General features: G+C 67.7%; 13 protein-coding genes. 4 read left to right on the top strand and 9 right to left on the bottom strand.

Annotated elements, in window-relative coordinates; genetic code table 11:
• Window positions 1-30: 30 nt before the first annotated feature.
• The 7 genes from rlmN to rpsB form a co-directional block, all read right to left on the bottom strand.
• On the bottom strand, window positions 31-1,194 hold the full coding sequence (gene rlmN / locus CGZ91_RS10490; protein ID WP_094450239.1) for a 23S rRNA (adenine(2503)-C(2))-methyltransferase RlmN: 1,164 nt from the start codon (window positions 1,192-1,194) through the stop codon (window positions 31-33).
• A 9-nt stretch (window positions 1,195-1,203) separates the two neighbouring features.
• Window positions 1,204-2,064, bottom strand: a complete 861-nt coding sequence (locus CGZ91_RS10485) for a phosphatidate cytidylyltransferase (RefSeq protein ID WP_094455009.1) — start codon at window positions 2,062-2,064, stop codon at window positions 1,204-1,206.
• A 45-nt stretch (window positions 2,065-2,109) separates the two neighbouring features.
• The gene (gene frr / locus CGZ91_RS10480; protein ID WP_094450347.1) at window positions 2,110-2,652 is read right to left on the bottom strand and encodes a ribosome recycling factor; all 543 of its coding nucleotides are present in this window, start codon (window positions 2,650-2,652) and stop codon (window positions 2,110-2,112) included.
• Window positions 2,653-2,755: 103 nt separating this feature from the next.
• Window positions 2,756-3,466 carry a UMP kinase gene (gene pyrH, locus CGZ91_RS10475; RefSeq protein WP_094454940.1) on the bottom strand — a complete coding sequence of 237 codons (711 nt, stop codon included), beginning with the start codon at window positions 3,464-3,466 and terminating at the stop codon, window positions 2,756-2,758.
• Window positions 3,467-3,539: 73 nt separating this feature from the next.
• The gene (locus CGZ91_RS10470; RefSeq protein WP_094454938.1) at window positions 3,540-7,196 is read right to left on the bottom strand and encodes a heparinase II/III domain-containing protein; all 3,657 of its coding nucleotides are present in this window, start codon (window positions 7,194-7,196) and stop codon (window positions 3,540-3,542) included.
• A gap of 178 nt (window positions 7,197-7,374) precedes the next feature.
• Window positions 7,375-8,184, bottom strand: a complete 810-nt coding sequence (tsf, locus tag CGZ91_RS10465) for a translation elongation factor Ts (RefSeq protein ID WP_094454936.1) — start codon at window positions 8,182-8,184, stop codon at window positions 7,375-7,377.
• Window positions 8,185-8,210: 26 nt separating this feature from the next.
• Window positions 8,211-9,212 carry a 30S ribosomal protein S2 gene (rpsB, locus tag CGZ91_RS10460; RefSeq protein ID WP_094454934.1) on the bottom strand — a complete coding sequence of 334 codons (1,002 nt, stop codon included), beginning with the start codon at window positions 9,210-9,212 and terminating at the stop codon, window positions 8,211-8,213.
• Between the two features lie 461 nt (window positions 9,213-9,673).
• On the opposite strand from rpsB, the gene CGZ91_RS14645 reads away from it, so the two are divergent.
• Window positions 9,674-10,603 carry a peptidoglycan DD-metalloendopeptidase family protein gene (locus CGZ91_RS14645; protein WP_229116571.1) on the top strand — a complete coding sequence of 310 codons (930 nt, stop codon included), beginning with the start codon at window positions 9,674-9,676 and terminating at the stop codon, window positions 10,601-10,603.
• A gap of 32 nt (window positions 10,604-10,635) precedes the next feature.
• On the opposite strand, the gene CGZ91_RS10445 is transcribed toward CGZ91_RS14645, so the two are convergent.
• Entirely contained in the window at window positions 10,636-11,550 is a 915-nt protein-coding gene (locus CGZ91_RS10445) for a tyrosine recombinase XerC (protein WP_229116570.1), read from the bottom strand.
• A 121-nt stretch (window positions 11,551-11,671) separates the two neighbouring features.
• Here CGZ91_RS10445 and CGZ91_RS10440 point away from each other — a divergent pair, with 121 nt between their 5' ends.
• From CGZ91_RS10440 to CGZ91_RS10430, 3 genes are read left to right on the top strand one after another with little or no spacing between them, the layout of a single operon-like run.
• Window positions 11,672-12,733 carry a lactonase family protein gene (locus CGZ91_RS10440; protein WP_179228982.1) on the top strand — a complete coding sequence of 354 codons (1,062 nt, stop codon included), beginning with the start codon at window positions 11,672-11,674 and terminating at the stop codon, window positions 12,731-12,733.
• 27 nt (window positions 12,734-12,760) lie between these two features.
• On the top strand, window positions 12,761-13,363 hold the full coding sequence (gene def, locus CGZ91_RS10435) for a peptide deformylase (RefSeq protein ID WP_094454930.1): 603 nt from the start codon (window positions 12,761-12,763) through the stop codon (window positions 13,361-13,363).
• Window positions 13,356-13,862 carry an ASCH domain-containing protein gene (locus tag CGZ91_RS10430; RefSeq protein ID WP_094454928.1) on the top strand — a complete coding sequence of 169 codons (507 nt, stop codon included), beginning with the start codon at window positions 13,356-13,358 and terminating at the stop codon, window positions 13,860-13,862. Before def ends, CGZ91_RS10430 begins: the two co-directional genes overlap by 8 nt.
• Here CGZ91_RS10430 and CGZ91_RS10425 read toward each other — a convergent pair.
• Complete coding sequence (locus tag CGZ91_RS10425) at window positions 13,831-15,957, bottom strand: heavy metal translocating P-type ATPase (protein ID WP_094454926.1); 2,127 nt, start codon at window positions 15,955-15,957, stop codon at window positions 13,831-13,833. The genes CGZ91_RS10430 and CGZ91_RS10425 overlap by 32 nt on opposite strands.
• Window positions 15,958-16,013 lie beyond the last annotated feature (56 nt).

Raw genomic sequence — 16,013 nt, 5'->3', positions numbered from 1 at the left:
GCACTCACCCAGTGAGGTACGCCGCCGCGATCAGGCGCCCTTGGCAGCCAGCTGACCGCAAGCGCCATCGATCTCCTGGCCACGGGTGTCGCGCACCGTCACAGAAATTCCCTTGGCCTCGAGGCGGCGGACGAACTCTCGCTCGTCCTCCTTGCGGGAGGCGGTCCACACCGATCCGGGAGTCGGGTTGAGCGGGATCAGGTTCACGTGCGCCCAATTCCAGTTGCCGCGGGCATGGATCAGGTCGGCGAGCAGGTCGGCGCGGAAACCCTGGTCGTTCATGTCCTTGATGAGGATGTACTCGATCGACACCCGGCGCCGGGTCTTCTCGGCATAGGCGTACGCCGCATCCATCACCTCGGCGACGCCGTAGCGCTGGGTGATCGGCACCAGCTCGTTGCGCAGTTCCTCATCGGGGGCATGCAGGCTCAACGCGAGGGTGACCGGCAGCCCCTCGTCAGCGAGCTGCTTCATCCGCGGCACCAGACCGACCGTCGACACCGTGATGCCGCGCGCGGAGATCCCCAGTCCGTCCGGCGCCGGCGCATGCAGCGTGCGGACCGCCTGCATCACGGCCCGGTAGTTGGCCATCGGCTCACCCATCCCCATGAAGACGATGTTGCTGATCCGCAGCGGCTTGCCACCAATCTCGCCGGCAGCCAACAGTTCTGCGCCGCGGTGGGCCTGCAGCACGATCTCAGCGGCCGACAGGTTGCGCTGCAGACCGTTCTGACCGGTCGCGCAGAAGGGGCAGCCCATGCCGCAGCCGGCTTGGGAAGAGATACACATGGTGGTCCGGGCGGCGGACTCGCGGCCGTCAGCGGTACGCCGGGCCGGGTAGTGCATGATCACCGACTCGACCAGGTCACCGCCCCCGAGTCGCCACAGGATCTTGACGGTGTTGCCGTCGTCGCAGCTGATCCGGCTGACTTCCTCCAGCAGCGGCGGAAAGAGCGTCTCGGCGACCTGGTCGCGCAGCCCGGCGGGCAGATCGGTCCACTGGTCCGGGTCGGCGGCAAGCCGACCGAAGAACTGCCGCGAGATCTGGTCGGCGCGAAACTTCGGCAGCCCGAGATCGATGATCGCCTGACGGCGCTGCTCCGGATCCAGGTCACACCAGTGCTGCGGCGGCCGGTGGGCACGCTTGCGCGGCGCCTCCATCAACGGCAACGCCTTGACGTTCTGCTCGGTCATGTCTCTCCCTCACGCCACGGGTGGCACCAACAACGTGGTCAGTACCCACGCCACCGGCGCTGCCAACAACAGCGAATCCAATCGATCCATGACACCACCGTGGCCGGGGAGGATCGAACTCATGTCCTTGATGCCGACGTCGCGCTTGATCAGCGATTCGACCAGGTCGCCACAGACCCCGACCAGGACCAGGGCGACACCCAACACCAAACCCACCCACCATCGTGAGTCAAGCAACCAGATCGAGCAAATGACGCCCACCAGCATGCCGCCGACAAGCGACCCGGCGAAGCCCTCCCAGGACTTCTTGGGGCTGATCGTGGGCGACATCTGGTGTTTGCCGAAGGGCAGCCCGACGGCGTACCCGAACAGGTCGCCGGCGACCACGATCAGCACGAAGGTGAGCACCCGCTCCGGACCGTCCGGATGGGCAATCATCAGCGAGGCGAAGGAACCCAACAGCGGTACGTACGCGATCACGAACAGGCTGGAGGCGGCGTCGCGGACAAAGCCGTCGGGGCCTTGCGGCATCCGCCACACCAGGGCGGCGATCATCGTCAGGCCGATGACCGCCAGCATCACTCCGGTCGATCCCAGCGTGGTGGGCAGCGCCGGTGACAGATAGGTAACCAGCACGATCAGGGCAGTGCCGACCACCACCGGGATGCGGGCCGGCCGCATCCCGAGTCGGGCGACCGCCCCGCAGACCTCCCAGGCGCCCAGCGACAGTCCAACCGCGACCAACAGCACGAAGACCCAGTCGATGAGCAGCAAGCCCACCGCCAGAACGGCAACGAGGGACACCCCCACGGCGATCGCGGCCGGGAGGTTGCGTCCGGCGCGTTGGCGTGGGGGTGGCGGCGGGGTCAGACCGCTCGGGTCTACGGGCGGGTGACCGGTGGCGTCAGCTGTCACTCAGACCTCGAGAAGCTCGGCTTCCTTGGCCTTGAGCGCTTCATCCACCTTCTCGGTGTGCTCCTTGGTCACGGCGTCGAGCTGCTTTTCGACGCGCGCAATCTCGTCCTCGCCGGCTTCCTTGTTCTTGACCAGCTTGTCGAGGGCTTCCTTGGCGGTGCGGCGGGCACCGCGGATGGAGACGCGGGCCTCCTCGGCCTTGGTCTTGGCGACCTTGACGTATTCCTTGCGGCGCTCCTCGGTCAGCTCGGGGAGGACCACCCGGATGCTGTTGCCGTCGTTGGAGGGGTTGACGCCCAGGTCGGACTCCCGAATCGCCTTCTCGATCGCATTGACCGAGCTCTTGTCGAAGGGCGTGATGAGCATCATGCGCGCCTCGGGCGCCTGGAAGGTCGCCAGCTGCTGCAGCGGGGTCTGGGCGCCGTAGTAGTCGGCCGTGATCTTATTGAACATCCCAGGGTGGGCCCGGCCGGTGCGGATGGCCGCGAACTCCTCGCGGGCGAAGTCGACGGCCTGGCTCATCTTGGCCTTGGCGTCCTTCATGATGTCGTCAGTCACGATTGGTCCTCTCTGAAGATGCTTCGACGGTACACGAGCCCGTCGCGATGGGGTTTTCTGGGGCGCCCTGGCTGGCTGGCGTACGCCGTCAGGGCCGGACGAAAGTGCCGATCTCTTCACCATTGATGACCCGCATGATGTTGCCGGGCACATCGAGATTGAAGAAGACCATGGTCAGCGCGTTGTCGCGCGCCAGGCTGACCGCGGTGGCGTCGGCGACCTTCAAGTCACGGGCCAAGAATTCGTCGCAGCTCAGTTCGTTGAACTTGACCGCATCAGGGTTGGTGCGCGGATCGGCGTCATAGACACCGTCTGCACCCTGCTTACCCATCAGCAGCACCTCAGCGCCGATCTCGAGGGCGCGCTGCGCGGCCACGGTGTCGGTCGAGAAGTAGGGCATGCCTGACCCGGCACCGAAGATCACCACGCGTCCCTTCTCCAGGTGCCGTTCGGCGCGACGCGGGATGTAGGGCTCAGCGACCTGCCCCATCGTGATCGCGGTCTGGACGCGGGTCTCCAGACCGGCCTTCTCGCAGAAGTCCTGCAGCGCCAGGCAGTTCATCACCGTGCCGAGCATGCCCATGTAGTCGGCGCGGTCGCGATCGATGCCGCGCTGTTGCAGCTCGGCGCCGCGGAAGAAGTTGCCACCGCCGACCACGATCGCGACCTGGACGCCAGAGTTGACGACCTCGGCCAGTTGCTGGGCGATCGAGCCCACCACGTCCGCATCGACGCCGACCTGGCCACCACCGAAGACCTCACCGGACAACTTCAGCAGGACTCGTCGGTATGCAGGCATGGCAGGACTCCTCGTGCATTGAGTTGGGTTCGGTTGCGGTACTGACGACGCCAGTCAGCGCTGAACATTACCACTAGCTCGTCGCCGCGTTCTCGACCCGGAAGGTGGTTGCGCCGCTCCACTTCGTGGCCGGGAAGTAGACCAGCTCGGAGCTCTCCCCATCGACAACAAAACCGGGGTCGGTGTCGACCAGTTCGATCGCACTGCCCTGGTCGGTCGCCGTCACCCCGGCGATCAGGTACGGGTGGGTCTTGCCGTCCGGCCGGGTCACCACCAAGGTGTGCCCGGCAACCCAGTCGGGCACGGTCTGGTCGGTCACCACCGCGTTGGTGGCATCGCCGTTGTTCGTACGCGTGGTGCCGGTCACCGTGCCGGTCACCGGCCCCTCGCCCACCAGTTCGGCACCCGCCGCGGTCAGTTTGGTGCCGCCGACCAGATGCAGTTTGGTGCCGCTGCTGGTGATGCGGGCGAAGCCAAGCTTGCCGGTCAGGGTCACTCCCCCGGCCGTCACGGTGGCATCGGAGTCCGGGGTCGAGATGACGACGTCGATGGTGCCGTCCAGGTGCACCACCCGGGCGGCGAGCGTGCCCTCGGGTCCGTCGTTGTCGAGTCGTTCGATTCGCTCGATGCGGGCCTGGCCGTCGGCCGGGGTCGGCTCGATGGCGGTGACGAAGTCGCTGGCCAGGTCGGCGCCCTCCCTGCGTACGACCAGACGTGGCAGCCAGTACTTCTCCGCTTCGTCGTTGGTGTCGGCGGAGGTGCCGTTGAGACGGGTTGCCCGCATCGAGGGCGAGATGCCCAGGAACAGTTCAGCGCTGCCACCGGCGGACCCGAAGATCCTGGCACCGGCGCCTGCCTGCCCGTCCTCGGTGGTGGTGGTCAGGTCGACCACGTACTCGCCCTCGGCCAGCTCGGCACGCTTGACGCTGCGGACGTAGATGTAGCCGTAGTAGTGGCCTTCCGCGTCGCCGTAGTCGTTCTCGGTCTCCGGCTCGGTGACGGTGACACCTTCGGGCAGCAGGTACTGGCCGTAGGCGGTCAGGGTCGCCTCGGTGGCCATCTCCGCGTCGTGGTTGGCGTCGCCCGCCAGCACGTACTCGTGACGCTCACCGCCGCGTACCCGGAAGAAGTCCAGCAGATAACCGTGGTCCTCCTCCCCCGGATGCTGGATCAGCCAGTTCTCTCGCTGATAGACGCTGGTCTGCGGATAGGCCGTCCCGAACGAGGCTCGGGTGACCTGACAGGCCGCATCACTGGCATCAAAGATCTCGATCGAACCGCCGTGCTCGCCGCCGCTGTCGAGGTCGCTGGAGTCCACTGTGACGGTGTTGTGACCCAGCGTCGAGGTGGTGTGGCGGCGGAATCGGGTGTGGGTGTAGCCGACGTCGGGGAAGAGTTCCTGACCCTCGGCAAACATCGCCAGCCCGAGCTGGTCGTTGTGGTTGTGGCCGTACTTCGGGGTGTACTCCAGATAGGACTGAGTCTCGCCGCGGGCCAGCCGGGCCACCCCGGCGGCGCCGTAGAAGACCGGCGCGGACGGTTCCGGGTCCTTGGTGGTGCTGGACGCCCAGGTGTCGGCCAACGGGAAGTAGTGGCCGTCGGGATAGACCAGCACCTTCGCAACCCGGCTCGCCGCGCCGAGCGCCGGCATCTGGGCGCGCAGGTCCACGTCCTCGAAATGGAAGCCGGTCCGGGGCGACTCGTAGCCCTCCGGATCGGTCCAGCCGGCGATCTCGTTGGCCACGATCTCCATGCCATTGGTGGACTGCTGGTGGTAGGAGATCGTGGTCTCGCGCCAGAAGCCGTCGAAGAGATAGCCGCGGGCCATGTACTCCTGTGCCCACTCGGCCACCTCGTGCATCCAACTCGCATCCCCCAGCGCCCATCCCAGCTGCACCAGACCGCGATAGGTCGGATAGTCCATGTTGTGATAGCGACGGTTGAAGCTGGCCCGGTACGCCACCGAGGGCAGCAGGGTCTGCTGCACCAGCAGTTCCCGGACGTCAGTGCCGACCTCCTCGGAGAGGACGTCGAGGGCGTTGGTCTGCTCGACCTTCTGCATGGTCTGGGCCAGCAGCCCCACCGGACGTAGGTCGGACACCGACCAGCGGGTCCACACTCCACCCCACCAGTAGTTGCGCGGCACCGATCCCGGCTCCACCGGACGACTCAGCCACGGATACTCGTTGGTCGGCACCCAGCCCTGGTAGACCTCCGCGAAGCGGTGCAGGATCCGTGCCGCGCCCAACGGGTCCGTCTCGGCAATGTCAGGCAGGTTGGCGTACACATGTTCCCGCTTACGGAACCAGACATGGCCACTGAGGAAGTAGCGCTTGCCATCAGCGTCCTCGTGGTAGGGATAGCTGACCTGCTCCCCCAGCCGGTTGGTCACGGCCAGCTCGCGATCCTCGGGATAGTCCGCGTTGGGATAGACGGTGCCGGTGGACTTGGCGGTGATGTGGTCAGGGTCGTCAACAGTCCAGTCGTAGAGGTTCTGCGGATGCAGATGGGCCGCATCCGGCACGCCGCAGAAGGTGAACCCGGTCCGCTCCGGGATCAGGTCCAGCAACGCCGCGACCGTCGGGCTGGGCGGTGCTGCCGCCACGGTGCCGGTGCCGCGCGGCGGCTGTGGCTGGTGTGCCGGCAGCGCGTCACCAGCGGCGATGAGGGCGTCCCGGTCGAAGGTCGCGATGATCACCTGGTCGGCGTCCCGGGTGCTGTTGGTCAGGGTGATTCGCAGCTCATACTGGCCGAAGGCCACCGGCCGCGGGTGTTCGAACGTGGCGGTGAAGGACCGGATCCGGCTGCGGGCCGCGACCTGCACGTCGGCGGCAACGCTGGCCCAGTCACCGCCCGGCTCGCGCCAGTCCAGGGTCACGGCATCACCGTCGACCAGCAGCGCGCTGCCGAAGGCCACCTGTTTGCGGGTGTAGCTGAGGTAGGTCAGGGTCAGCCCCTCACCGGTGCCGAGCTCGACCGGGGTAGTGCCGCGCATCGGCGCCAAGGAGCCGAGCACCACGGTGGCGACCCGGTCCTGGTTCACGACCTCGCTGGTCGCCGTCGCGCCGCCGCCCTGATACATGTTGTCGCTGGTGCGAATCGGTGCCGTCGAGGAGGCTGACGCGGTCTGTTCCTCGTGGTCGACCACCACGTTGAGTCCCAGCTGTACGCCGACCGGGTCGCTGATCCCCAGGTCGGCCAGTGCGATCGAGATCTCGACGATCGTTTCGTCCTCGCCCGGGGTGACCGCGCTCTCCGCCTCGACGCTGGTGGACACGCCACCCCAGTTGAACGACGGGGTCGGTGTCGTGCTGCGGGCGGTCGCGGTGACGCTGCGATAGGCCCGATCCGGCTGGCGGATCAGGAAGGACACCCTGGTGACGGTGGCGGCATGATCGGTGATCCGGGCGGCCAGATAGAGATGTGTCTGGTCGTGGACTGCGTACACCCCGGTGGGGCGGGACTGCAGGTCGAAGAAGGAGACCGCGTGCTCCCAGTGCGGGGAACCCCAACGGTCGTCCTGGAGCGTGCCGCTCAGGCTGATGCCAGCCACGGTCGCGGCGACGGCGACCAGATCGGTACGGCTGGCGACCACCGGGGAGGGCACGCCGGGCGCAGCCATCGGCTGACGGGGCGGGGTCACGGGGGCTCCGTGGGCAGGTGCGCCCAACAGGCCGGCAGCGCCGGCCGACAGGACGCCGGTGGACAGAAGGAACGTACGTCGCTTCATCGCGTGGACTCCGATCTGGTGCGGCAGCTGTGCCGCTTGGGGGTGCGCCCAGTCAAGCAGGCCGGTACGCCGAGGTCCACCCCTCCGGACGACTCATTCCGTCGAATGTCGCCCACGAACGACTCGACGCCGCCGGATGATCCGGCGGCGTCGAGTGGTGGTCAGACAGGTGCGGTGATCAGCTGCCCGCAGCGAAGCGGACGAACCGGGTCACGGTGGCACCGGCGTCCTTGAGGGTCTGCGCGACCGACTTCTTGTCGGCGTACACAGCCTCCTGCTCGAGCAGACAGACGTCCTTGTAGTAGGCCTTGAGGCGACCCTGGGCGATCATCTCGAGACGATCCTCGGGCTTGCCCTCCTCACGGGCCTTCTCGATGGCGATCCGCAGCTCGCGGTCCTTCTCCTCCTGCGGCACGTCGGCCTCGGTGAGGTAGCTGGGCGACATCGACGCGATCTGCATGCAGATCTGACGGGCGAAGGCGGCGTCGGCACCGGTGTACTCCAGCATCACACCGACCTGCGCGGGCAGGTCGCTGGAACGACGGTGGAGGTAGACCTCGGTGGTGCCGGTGAAGGTGGCAGCCGCGACCAGCTCGATCTTCTCGCCGATCTTGACGGCGATGGCCTCGACGGCCTCGCCGACGGTGCCGTTCTCGAGGGAGACCTTCTTGGCCTCCTCGACGCCGTCCACGTTGGCCTGCGCCACCGCGGCAGCGATGGTGTCGGCCAGGGCGACGAACTCCTCGTTCTTGGCGACGAAGTCAGTCTCGGCGCCGAGCTGGATCAGGGTGTTGCCCGACGCAGCCACGATGCCGTTGGAGGCCTCACGGTCGGAACGCTTGGCAGCCTTGGCCTGGCCGCTCACCCGCAGCAGCTCGACCGCACGGTCGAAGTCGCCGTCAGCCTCGGTGAGGGCCTTCTTGGCGTCCATCATGCCCGCGCCGGTCTCGTCGCGGAGCTTCTTCACATCGGCAGCAGTAATCGCCATAACAGTCCTGTCTGGGTGGTGGGTGATCAGTTGTCGGTGCTGGCGGTGTCGGCGGCGGCCTCGTCAGCCTTGGCCTCGGCGGCTTCCTCAGCCTTGGGCTCCTCGGCAACCTCGGCCTTGGGCTCCTCGGCAACCTCGGCCTTGGGCTCCTCGGTCTTCGCCTCAGCGGCGGGGGCCTCGTCAGCCTTGGCCTCCTCTGCCTTGGCTTCGGCGGCGGGCGCCTCGGCGACCTTCTCCTCGGCAGGCTTCTCGGCCTGCTCGGCCTTCTCACCCTGGGCGAGCAGCTCGCGCTCCCAGTCAGGCATGGGCTCGGCCTCGCTGGCCTCGGACGAAGCGCCGGAGCGAGCCATCAGGCCCTCGGCGACGGCGTCGGCGACCACGCGGGTCAGCAGCGACACCGAACGAATGGCGTCGTCGTTGCCCGGGATCGGGAAGTCGACCTCATCGGGGTCACAGTTGGTGTCGAGGATGGCGACCACCGGGATCTTCAGCTTGCGCGCCTCGTCGACAGCCAGGTGCTCCTTCTTGGTGTCGATGATCCACACGGCCTGCGGCGCGCGGGGCATGTCGCGAATGCCACCGAGGGTCTTCTCGAGCTTCTCCTTCTCGCGGCGCATGCCGAGAAGTTCCTTCTTCGTCATCCCGGAGCCGGCGACATCATCGAAGTCGACGGCCTCCAGTTCCTTGAGTCGCTGGATGCGGTTGACGACGGTGTGGAAGTTGGTGAGCATGCCACCCAGCCAACGCTGGTTCACGTAGGGCATCCCGACTCGGGTCGCCTGCTCGGCGATGGTCTCCTGCGCCTGCTTCTTGGTGCCGACGAAGAGCAGCTGACCACCCTTGGCGACGGTGTTCTTGATGAACGCGAAGGCCTGATCGATGTAGGTCAGCGACTGCTGCAGGTCAATGATGTAGATGCCATTGCGCTCGGTGAAGATGAAGCGCTTCATCTTGGGGTTCCACCGACGGGTCTGGTGCCCGAAGTGGACGCCGCTCTCCAGGAGCTGGCGAGTGGTGACGACGGCCATGGCCGGTCCTCTCGATCGTGCAGGCGGGATGTCTCCCGCCGTCGGTTGGGTCGGACCCGCGACGCGGGCCCCCTGACGCGACCGTTCCGCCTCGCCCGGCGCCGTCGATGAGAGGTGCTGGGACCGTGAGTCGGAACCCGAAGAATCGGGATGATCGCATGCGAAGTCAACTCGTTGAACGAGCTGCTGGGTGTCACTATACGCCGCGGGCGCGAGCCCTTGCCAGTCGAGGATCTCCTCGAGTTGCACGGCTGTGGCGGGCGAGGTTGTCCACAGCCCCGCGGACCGCAGAAGTTGTCCACAGATGCGGTTTCCGCCGACACATCTGAGCGCTGGGTGACGCTGGTGAAGGCATGACTCGCCACGCCCACGCCCGTCTTGCCCCACCTGCCCGTGCAACCCCATCTGCCCGTGCAACCCCATCTGCTCGTGTTGCTGTCCTGGCTCTCGCCACCCTGTGCGTGCTGCTCAGCCCGCTGCTGCCGTCGGCATACGCCGTGGCGCCAGGCTCGCTCGGCCAGACCGTGTGGCCGATCCCCGGCGCAACGGTGGCGCGGGGCTTCGACCTGCCTGATGAGAACTGGCAGCCGGGGCATCGGGGCGTGGACCTGGGAGTACCCGCGGGCGCAGGAGTGACCGTACGTGCGGTGGCCTCGGGTCGGGTCAGCGTGGCCCGGGTCATCGTCTCCCGCGGCGTGGTCACGATCGACCACGGCGAGCTGCGCACCACCTACGAACCGCTGCGGCCGCTGGTCGCCGAGGGCGACTGGGTGGAGACGGGGCAACCGATTGGCGTGCTGGAGGGCCAGCATCTGGGCTGCCAGGCCAGGGCCTGCCTGCACCTGGGACTGCGGCGTGGCGAGGACTATCTGGACCCGCTGGCGTACCTCTCGCCTGACGCCGCCCTGGGCGGGCCGGTGCGGCTGTTGGATGCCGATGCGCCGCGTCGTGCCCGCGAATCAGCAGCCGACCGTCGCGCCAGTCTCAGCCCCGGGATGCACGGTTTCGTCTGGCCGGTCGAGGGGCCGGTGACCTCGGGGTACGGGATGCGCACCCACCCGGTGACCGGCGTGCACAAACTGCACGACGGGCTGGATCTGGGTGCCGCCTGCGGGACGCCGGTGACCGCCCCCTATCCGGGGACGATCACCCGAGTGGAGTGGCATGACGCCTATGGCTGGCGGGTCTTCGTCGACCATGCGCTGGTCGGTGGCCGGATGGTGGTGACCAGCGTCAACCATCTGCAGAGCACCGCCGTACGCCCCGGCCAGCAGGTGGAGCTGGGAGAGCCGCTCGGACAGGTCGGCAGCACTGGCCTGTCAACCGGCTGCCACCTGCACCTGATGCTGTGGCTGGACGGCGAACTCACCGATCCGGCGAGCTGGTGGTGAGCCCGATGACCACCGACGCCAGGCGATTCGGGTCAGGCGCGCGGATGGGCCTGCTGGAATGCGCTCCGCAGCCGGTCCTGGGTCACGTGGGTGTAGAGCTGGGTGGTCGCCAATGAACTGTGGCCGAGCATCTCCTGGACGCTGCGCAGATCCGCACCGCCCTCCAACAGATGGGTTGCCATCGCATGCCGCAGACCGTGCGGACCGGAATCGGCGCCGGGCACCACGCGGAGCCGTTCGTGGACCACCCGACGCGCCACCCGCGGATCGAGCCGACCGCCGCGCTCCCCCAGGAAGACCGCCGTGCGGACCTGACTCAGGTCGGCCCCGCTCGGCAGCCAGCTGCCGCGTACGGCCAACCATGCCTGCAGCGCATCCATCGCCGGTCGTCCCACCGGGACCACCCGTTCCTTGTCGCCCTTGCCGAGCACTCGCACCGTGCGGCGTTCCGCATCGACGTCGGACAGATCCAGACCGCACAGTTCGGAGACCCGGATGCCGCCGGCGTACAGCAACTCCATGATCGCCTGGTCGCGCCGGCCGCGAGGGGTGTCCTCCAGATCGCCGACGGCCTGGTCGAGGACGCGTCGAGCCTGCTCGGCGGTGATGGTGTGCGGCAGCCGGCGACTGGCCCGGGGCGCTCGCAGCACTGCGGCCGGGTCCTGGTCACGGGCACCACGTTCAGTGAGCCAGGCGAAGAATCCGCGAATGCAGGCGATCCGGCGCCGCATGGTGCTACGGGCCATGCCGGTCTCCTGTTGCTCGGCCAGCCAGCGACGCAGGTCGGCGGTGGTGACCGCTACCAGGCTCACGTCGGCGGCGTGCAGGTAGTCCCCCAGCGCGGCCAGATCGGTGCGGTAGGCCCGCACGGTGTGCTGGGAGAGGTTCCGACCGGCGCTCAGGTGCCGCAGATAGGCGGCAACCTGGTCGGCGTACGGATCACTCATGTGGTTCATGGTTGGCCGGCGCACCCGTTACGGCAAGCCGCCACCCCGCACGGCGGCCGAAAGGTGCAAGACTGGCCCAGCAGTTGAGTCACAACGCCGCATCGTCGGCGGAGGAGGACAGATGGCCACCACCCGAGGTTCCCAGCTCGGCCCCGGAACGAGGGTCTTCGTCGGGGGTTACACCACCGAGTCCCAGCCTGCTGGTCTGCACTGCCTGGACTGGGCCGAGGACGGTCAGGACGAGGTGCGCTTCACCGAGACCGATCCGCTGCCGGTCCCTTCGGCATCATGGCTGGTCGCCCATCCCCATCATCCGATCCTCTACGCGCTCAGCGAGACCGACGAGACGATGATCACCCCGATCCGGATCGAGGACAACGGTGACCTGACCGCACTCGACCCGGTGGCCACCGGTTCCAGCGGCGGCTGCCACATGGCGCTCTCGCCGGACCAGCGCGCCATCGTGGTGGCGCACTACACAGGTGGGGCGGTGTCCTCGATCTCGGTCGATCCCAACGGTGACCTCGGTGCGATGGTCGATCTGTACGCCTTCCCCGGCTCGGGCACCGATCCGGAACGACAGGAAGCCTCCCATCCCCACCAGGTCGTTTTCCGCGAGGACAAGCTCTATGTCCCCGACCTCGGTCTGGACAAGGTGCATGTGATGACGCTCGGTTTCGACCGACGCCTGCGCACCGAACATCCGGTCGACCTGCCGGCCGGCGCCGGCCCTCGTCACATCGCCTTCCTGGACAAGTTGATGGTGGTGGCCTGCGAGTTGAGCGCCGAACTGTGGCTCGGCAGCGAGGGCCTGTTCGGCTGGCGCGAGGTGGAGCGGGTGCCCTCCACCAGTCTGGTGGACGGGCCGCGCTGTTATCCCTCAGCGCTGCGCATCATCGGCAATGAGGTGTTCGTCGGCAACCGCGGGCCCGACACCTTCGCCGTGTTCGACCTGGACACCCAGGCCGACCGTCTCCAGTTGCGCGTCGAGGTCCCCACCGAGGGTGAATGGCCCCGCGACATCGTGCACGTCGGCGGCATGGTGTGGGTCGCCAACCAGAACAGCGACACCATCAGCGTCTTCCGACGTGGCGACGGCTCCGACCCGAATCGCACGTGGATCCACGACTTCCGGCTCAGCACCCCGCAGCCGGCCTGTATTCTCATTCGTCGCCCCCGCTGACCTGCTCACTGCCAAGGATCCTGTTCGATGACTGAAGACCTGACCGCTGGTGGAACTGTGCTGCCGATCACCCGGTGGGGTGAGCCGGTGATGCACGCCAAGACCGAGCCGGTGACAACGTTCGACGACGAGTTGCATGCCCTGGTGCGCGACATGTTCGCGACCATGGAGGCCGCCGACGGTGTTGGTCTGGCCGGCACCCAGGTCGGTCGCAGCCTCGCGGTCTTCGTCTTCGACTGCCCCGATGCGGATGACGTCCGCACCGTTGGCGTGGTCTGCAATCCGGTGGTGGAGCTGCCCGAGGGCAAGGACCGCAAGCTCGAGGCCGCCGAGGAGGGCTGCCTGTCGTTGCCGGGCGCCTTCCAGAGCCTGGCCCGTCCGGACCGCGCGATCTGCCGGGGGCAGGACGCGCACGGCAATGACATCGAGATCGTCGGCACCGGTCTGCTGGCGCGCTGCCTGCAGCACGAGACCGACCACCTCAACGGCACCGTCTTCGGTGACCGGCTGTCGGCGCGGTCCCGCAAGCAGCTCTACGCCACCCACAACAACGCCGCCGCCCGCTATCCCGAGGACTGGCCGGTCTCCCCCAAGCTGCTGGTGAAGCCGACCCCGGCCGACGATGAATGAGATCGAGGCGTTCTGGGCCGATGCCCAGGTGCGCGCCAAGGTGAACCCATTGCGGACCATCACCGGCCCCAACCTGCGCGACACCGTGCCGCCGCCGGCGTGGTCGTTCGGTGCTGATCCGCAGCAGGCCGACGAGTTGTTGGCGTTGGTGCTCGCCGGCATCAAGACCGCCACCGCCAGCTCCCGCTGGGACTACGACGCCGAGGACGAAGCTCTGCCCGAGGTGGGCGAATTGAGCATCGTGCTTGACGGCGCCGGCCACCCCCGGGCCCTGGTGCGCACCACCGACGTCGAGGTGGTCCGATTTGGCGACGTCGATGCCGACCACGCGTACGCCGAGGGTGAGGGCGACCGGAGCTTGGCGTACTGGCGCGAGGTGCACGAGGCCTTCTTCACTGAGCACGCCAGCCACGACCACGGTTTCAGCGACGACCTGCCGGTGGTGTTGGAACGCTTCGAGGTGCTGGTCACGAATCCTGGGTCTGCTTCTCGGGCCTGAGGTCCAAGCGCCGCAGCAGTTGGGCGTTGAGCGCGACGATCACCGTCGACAGGGACATCAGGATCGCGCCGACACTCATCGGCATCACGAAACCGACGGGTGCCAGGACGCCGGCTGCCAACGGCACCGAGATCAGGTTGTAACCCGCCGCCCACCACAGGTTCTGGACCATCTTGCGGTAGCTGGCCCTGGACAGTTCCAGCACTGACAGCACCGCACGCGGGTCCGAGGACGCCAGGATGACCCCGGCTGATCCGATCGCAACGTCGGTGCCGGCACCGATCGCGATGCCGACATCGGCCTGCGCCAGTGCCGGAGCGTCGTTGACGCCGTCGCCGACCATGGCGACCTTGACGCCATCGGTCTGCAGGGCGGAGACGTGGGAGGCCTTGTCCTCGGGACGTACGCCCGCGAACACCTGGTCGATGCCGAGCTGACCGGCCACGTTGTCGGCAACCGCCTGGGCATCACCGGTGATCATCACGACCTTGATGTCGGCCTCGTGCAGCGCGGCCACCGCGGCAGTGGACTCGGGACGGATCTCGTCGGCCAGCCGCAGGACCCCTGTCGGCTCCCCGTCGACCAGGACGTGCAGGACGATGGCGCCCTCCTGGTGCCATGCCTGCGCGGCGGGAAGTTCGTCGCGGCCATGATGCTCGAGCAGGTACGGGCCGCCGACCTCGACGACCGTGTCCTCGACCACCGCGCGTACGCCGGTCGCAGGCTCTGAGGAGAAGTCGCGGGCGGCCGGAAGGGACAGCTCACGCTCCTGGGCCGCGGCCATGATGGCGCGCGCCAGCGGGTGTTCACTGTCGGACTCGGCAGCTGCGGCCAGGCGCAGCAGCTCGTCGGCCCGGTCGCTGGGTTCGATCGCAGTGACGGTTGGTTCACCCCTGGTCAAGGTGCCGGTCTTGTCGAAGATCACGGCGCCGACGTTCCGCATCGATTCCAGCGCCAGCCGGTCCTTGATGAGGACGCCGGCCTTGGCCGCGCGTTCGGTGGCGATGGAGACCACCAGGGGGATCGCCAGGCCCAGGGCGTGCGGACAGGCGATCACCAGCACGGTGATGGTCCGCACCACCGCATCTTCGGGGACACCGGCCAGGGTCCAGACCACCGCGGTGATGACGGCGGCGCTGAGGGCGAACCAGAACAGCCATCCGGCGGCGGTGTCGGCGATGCGCTGGGCACGTGAGGAGGAGGACTGGGCGTCGGCGACGAGGCGCTGGATCCCGGCCAGTGCGGTCTCCTCACCGGTGGCGCTGACCCGCACCCGCAGGCCGGAGTCGGTTGCGACGGTGCCGGCCACCACGGCGTCGCCGACCGTACGCCGCACGGTCTGCGATTCGCCGGTGATCATCGACTCATCCATCGAGGCCGAGCCATCGACGACCTCGCCGTCGGCTGGGACAGAGGCGCCCGGGCGTACCACGACGACGTCGCCGACCTGCAGGTCGGACGGTGAGACCTCTTCGACCTGGTCGCCGTTGACTCGTTCGGCGGTGTCGGGCAGCAGGGAGGCCAGCGAGTCGAGCGCGGAGGTGGTCTGCGCCAAGGATCGCATCTCGATCCAGTGACCCAGAAGCATGATCACGACCAGCAGCGCCAACTCCCACCAGAAGTCGAGCTCGGGCGACAACAGGCCCAGGCTTGAACCCAGGGAGGACAGGAAGGCGACCGTGATGCCGAGCGAGATCAGCAGCATCATCCCGGGCTTGCGGCTGCGCAACTCGGAGGCACCGCCGGTCAGGAAGGGCCAGCCGCCCCAGAAGTACATGACGGTGCCGAGCACCGGGGACACCCATGCCACCCAGGCCGCATCGGGCAACGAGTAGCCCAGCAGATGCGCGAACATCGCGTTGAATCCCACCACCGGGACCGCGATGGCGAGCATGATCCAGAACAGGCGGCGGAACTGCTTCACGTGGTCGTGGTGGCCATGGCCACCATGGTGTCCGTGGCCGTCCTCCTGACCGTGCTGAGATCCGTGTTCCTCGTGCCCGTGCTCGTGGTGCCCGTGTTCGTGGTGGCCGTGTTCGTGGTGGTCTGGGCTGTGATCCTGCTGCGGTTCATCGGACTGGTGCTGGTGCTGCATGGGTGTCACGCTCCTTCATGGGTGTCACGCTCCTTCGCGACCCACCATACCCCTAG

Origin of the sequence: Parenemella sanctibonifatiensis, assembly GCF_002250565.1 — a bacterium.
Lineage (GTDB): Bacteria > Actinomycetota > Actinomycetes > Propionibacteriales > Propionibacteriaceae > Parenemella > Parenemella sanctibonifatiensis.
The sequence above is the reverse complement of the archived record's forward strand: the minus strand, read 5'-3'. Positions and strand labels throughout refer to the sequence as shown.